Below are 4157 nucleotides of genomic sequence, written 5' to 3'. Positions count from 1 at the left end.
TGACGCACTCATGGCGCGCGGGGTGTGCGCGTCGATCGTGCGCCTTCCGCCTTCGGTTCATGGCGATGGCGACCACGGTTTCGTGCCGATACTCGCGGGCATCGCCCGGGAGAACGGTGCATCGGTCTATGTGAACGAGGGTATGAATCGCTGGCCGGCGGTGCATCGGCTGGATGCCGCGCGGGTTTATCGGCTGGCGCTCGAGCATGGTGTGGCCGGTACGCGTTACCACGCGGTCGCGGAAGAAGGCGTGCCCTTCAAGGATATTGCCGGCGTGATCGGCCGGCGTCTGGACCTGCCTGTCCTTAGCAAGACTTCGGAGGAGGCTGCGAGCCATTTCACCTGGTTCGCGATGTTCGCCGGCATGGACGCTCCCGCTTCGAGCGAACGGACGCGCAAGCTGCTTGGTTGGGAGCCGACGCAACCTGGCCTTATGGTCGATATCGACAAGGCGAGTTACTTCAAAGTCTGAACCTGATTCGATACACGATTACTGCGTGCCAGGAGGTTTCGGCGGCGGCAGTGAAGGATCGAGCCGTGCCGAGTCCCGTATCAGACTGTCCGTCATTGCGGCGGCGACGGGGTTCGAGCGGTGCGACGGATCGGCGCGAACGACCGGCGCGGGCGCCGTCACTACAGGGTTCGGCGGAGGTAACGACGGATCGAGCTGCGCTGATTCCCTGACAAGCTGATCCGTCATAGCCGATGTAACCGGAGATTTCGGATTGCGGCTACGTGCAAATTCACGGGTTGTATCGCTCCGCGCGACCGGTGCAGCACGCCTGGGCGAAGTCGAATCGTCGCGGGTGATGGCCGCGTCTTGTGCTGGCGCGGGTTCAGGGGCTGGCTTCACAGCCGGTTGCGGCGCTTGCACGGTGTTTTCCACTGGCGGCGGAGCCGGTACCGGTGCCACGGCATTATCGATGGCGGACTGCCTGGGCGCGATGGCGATGCTGTCAGCGCCACTAGCCGCCGTCACTGCTCCGGCAATGCTTCCAGCGGTCACATGCGTGTCGCTGTACGCGGGGTCCGACTCCTCTTCCTGCTGCGAGCCGTCCTGCGTGGCATGCGTCTCGGGGCCCGCCTCGTCGCCCTTGTGGAACACGAGATAAGCGCCCACGGCGAGCTCAGCGAGCAGCACCGTGATAATCAAGGTCTTGCGTGTATTCCTCATATGATGCAACGGTTCGTTTAAGCGACGCAATTCAACCATGATAACCGCCTGCTTGTAAGAGACGCCAAAAAGGCCGGACACATGATGAATGTGCCCGGCCAGGACAATGCGCTAATTCGCTAATCGGCTCAGGTATCCGGGTTCGATGCCGCGAAGCTCTCGAATGCGGAGTACGGGGTCAAGTGTGTGCCATTCATCACCAGGCCGAACGTATCGTTGCCGCTGTCGAGCGTGTAATACATCGCCGACTGGATGTTGTGCGTCTTTCTCGCGTTATAGAAATTGCCCAGTTGAGTCGTGATGTAGTTCGAGCGATACGCCGCCGTTTGCTCAGGACCCGTGTTCCACTCGGTGATCATGAAAGGCACGTTGTAGCGAGCCTTGCAGTATGTGGGCAGATCGAAGCCAGGACCTGCGCCGTCGGAACCGATATTGAAGATGTCGCCATACACTTCGTAGTTGTGCCACGTCGTGATGTCCCAGCGTACCAGCGGATACCCACGGGTGCCGTCGGGCTGCATGCCTTCCCACAACGCGTCGGCTGCGCCATAGTCCGCTACGCAGAAGTTGATGCCGCACTTGGCGCTCGACTGAACCGATTTAACACCGTCGATCATGCCGCGCATCACACCGCGCATGGCCGGCCAGTTCGTATTGTTGAAGTCGACGGCCTTGGTGCCCGCTTGCGTGAAATCCAGGATGGTGGAGACCTGGCGCGTCAATTCGTTGCCGCACTCGTACATGGTCACGCCATACGGCTGGAGCGCGGCCGCTACGGTGGAAGCAATCCAATGTCCTTGGCTATAGGCGGCACTTTCGCTGCTGAAAACATTGCCGTAGGCGTCGGTCATGCCCTGGTTGATCAGCACGAACAGCGTCATGCCCGCGGCCTGGAACGCCGCGGCCAGTTTTGTCACTGCTGCAAGTTGCGTGAGATCATCGCTGCAGCCCACGCGGAAGGTCGAACAACCCAGACCCTTCAAGATGGAGACGATCTGAGCCGGGGTATAGGGGTCGTCCCAATGGCCGTTGATGCCATAGAAGTTGCCCGGCGTCGCCGCGCTTGCATGGCGCGGGTCGCTGGCCTGCAGCCATCCGGCTGCATCGGTCCAGACATAACACTGGCCCGATGTGTTCGTATGCCACATCATGCCGCCGTACCACATGAGCAAGGCTACGTTGTAGTTGTTGCCAACAACCGTACCGTCTCTGTAAACTACGCCGCCGGACACGGTCCAGACCCTGCCTTGCTTGTCGATAAGCGACGAAGCCGGCGGGATCATCGTTGCGTCGGGTGAAGCATTGCTGACTGCTGCGTTGACGACTGCCTTACCACTCGATGCGCTGTTGACGGTTGCGCCTGTTGCGTTGCTGCTGTCGCTCGAACCGCCGCAGGCGGTCAAGATGTAGCTGCCGCTCAAAGCCGTGAGGCAACCTAGAAATTGACGTCTTTTTAACATGGCGAGTTGTGTCCAATGTCGAGAAAAGGCCCGACAAAAAGAAGTTGGTAATTTCAGTTTGGAAACACGAAGCACTGTGAAAGCTGCACACTGATATTGCTGGAATTGTTCGTAGACCTAAAAAAGTTTAATGCCTGACTTCATGCTTCAGATTCTGGAAGGCCGTCCCGTGTTCGATTCGGTATGGAGTACGAATCGAATGCCGTGGCCCGGTGCTGCGCCATCATGCACACGAAATCACTGCGCGCCGCGGGGCGCTAACAGATGCGCTTGTCTAGACCCATGCACGCTTCGGCAAACGTTTCGCTCGGGATGCCGGTGTTGCGATCTGACCCGGCAAACTCTACCTTTTCCCTCAAAGGCAGGCGCAAATCCTACCCGGAATGTGCGGCAGGCCTCAAATGAATTAATATCTTTTCGCCGAAAAAGGGCAAATCTTCTAACGAGCCACTTCATCGCAAAAATATTTCCTCATGAGAATGGACTATTGATCTGATGAATTAAAATGAAAGGTCTAATATTTGCCGGTCACTTTGACTGCTGCGGGTAAATAATGCCCAATTATGTAACAATTTTTGGCCGATATTTACCTGCGAATTTAGCGGAAACCCCTGCTCCGATAAAAGTGACCGATGCATCGTTTTCCGGGTCGTTTTTCACAGGAAAAACCCCCTAATATAATAATTATTAGTAATGGAGTTTCAGTAGTTGTTTATAACCTGAACCATCGAAGGGAATACGGTTTGAGTTTTCCGGACGAAACAGGATCGCGCCTGGCATGCGGGAGGCTGCCATCGTCGATCTGCGAAATCTGAAATCAAAAGGTTTGGAGAGGAATCCCAATCCCCACAGGGACTGGAATGACAGCGCGGAGTAAAGGGTTGCGTAACCCTTTACGAGTAGAGATCGATAGCCGGTCTGTTTCGATTTTCGATTGCAACTACACCATCAGCTTGCGGGCCAATTCCATCAGACCCTTATCGCTTCCGGGCGCGCCGATTATGGAAAATCCCAGCGGCACGCCGTCCATCTGCATTAACGGAACAGTGATCTGCGGACATCCGCTTAGCCCCGAAATGCATAACATCCTGATCGACTGGTTTCGATAATCATCGAGTGCTTCATCGCTTTCAGAAAGCAATGGCGCGACGTCTGGCATCGTGGGCATGAGAATGACGCGGCCGCCTTCCAGCAACTTCAAAAGGCCGGTGCGAAACTGCGCGCGGATATTCTCGCTTTGGCCGTTCTGACCGCTCGTGACAGTCTTCGACCAGAAAAAACGTTCGCGCACGCCTGGCCCAAGCTGGAAGTCATGCTTCTCGATCGCCGCGCCGTGGCTTTGCCATGCCTGGAATCCCTGTATGTAGCGGAAAGCCCAATAAAGCGCATCGGTGGAAGGCGTCATGACATCGGTGCTTTCGATAACGCCAAACCGCGGCCGCAATGTATCGAGCATTGCCGCGAAAAGTGTCGCGACGTGCCCGGGCAAGCCCGCGAGCGCATCGCGGGGCAACCACGCGTCA

3 protein-coding genes and 1 pseudogene are annotated in these 4157 nt (G+C 57.2%); 1 reads left to right on the top strand and 3 read right to left on the bottom strand.

What is annotated here, in order from left to right; all coding sequences use genetic code 11:
- Positions 1-472: pseudogene (locus ACRXB1_RS32070) on the top strand (3-beta hydroxysteroid dehydrogenase); the annotation flags it as partial.
- Between the two features lie 18 nt (positions 473-490).
- Here ACRXB1_RS32070 and ACRXB1_RS32065 read toward each other — a convergent pair.
- From ACRXB1_RS32065 to ACRXB1_RS32055, 3 genes are all read right to left on the bottom strand, one after another.
- Entirely contained in the window at positions 491-1174 is a 684-nt protein-coding gene (locus ACRXB1_RS32065; protein ID WP_449494322.1) for a hypothetical protein, read from the bottom strand.
- 128 nt (positions 1175-1302) lie between these two features.
- Positions 1303-2634 (bottom strand): hypothetical protein, encoded by a 1332-nt coding sequence (locus tag ACRXB1_RS32060; protein WP_449494321.1) that lies wholly within the window; start codon positions 2632-2634, stop codon positions 1303-1305.
- 940 nt (positions 2635-3574) lie between these two features.
- The coding region (locus ACRXB1_RS32055; RefSeq protein ID WP_449494320.1) for an amidase family protein at positions 3575-4157 on the bottom strand (583 nt) is incomplete at its 5' end.

This window comes from Caballeronia sp. M23-90, assembly GCF_053574605.1.
Note: the sequence above shows the minus strand (reverse complement) of the source record. Positions and strands in the feature narration are given on the sequence as shown.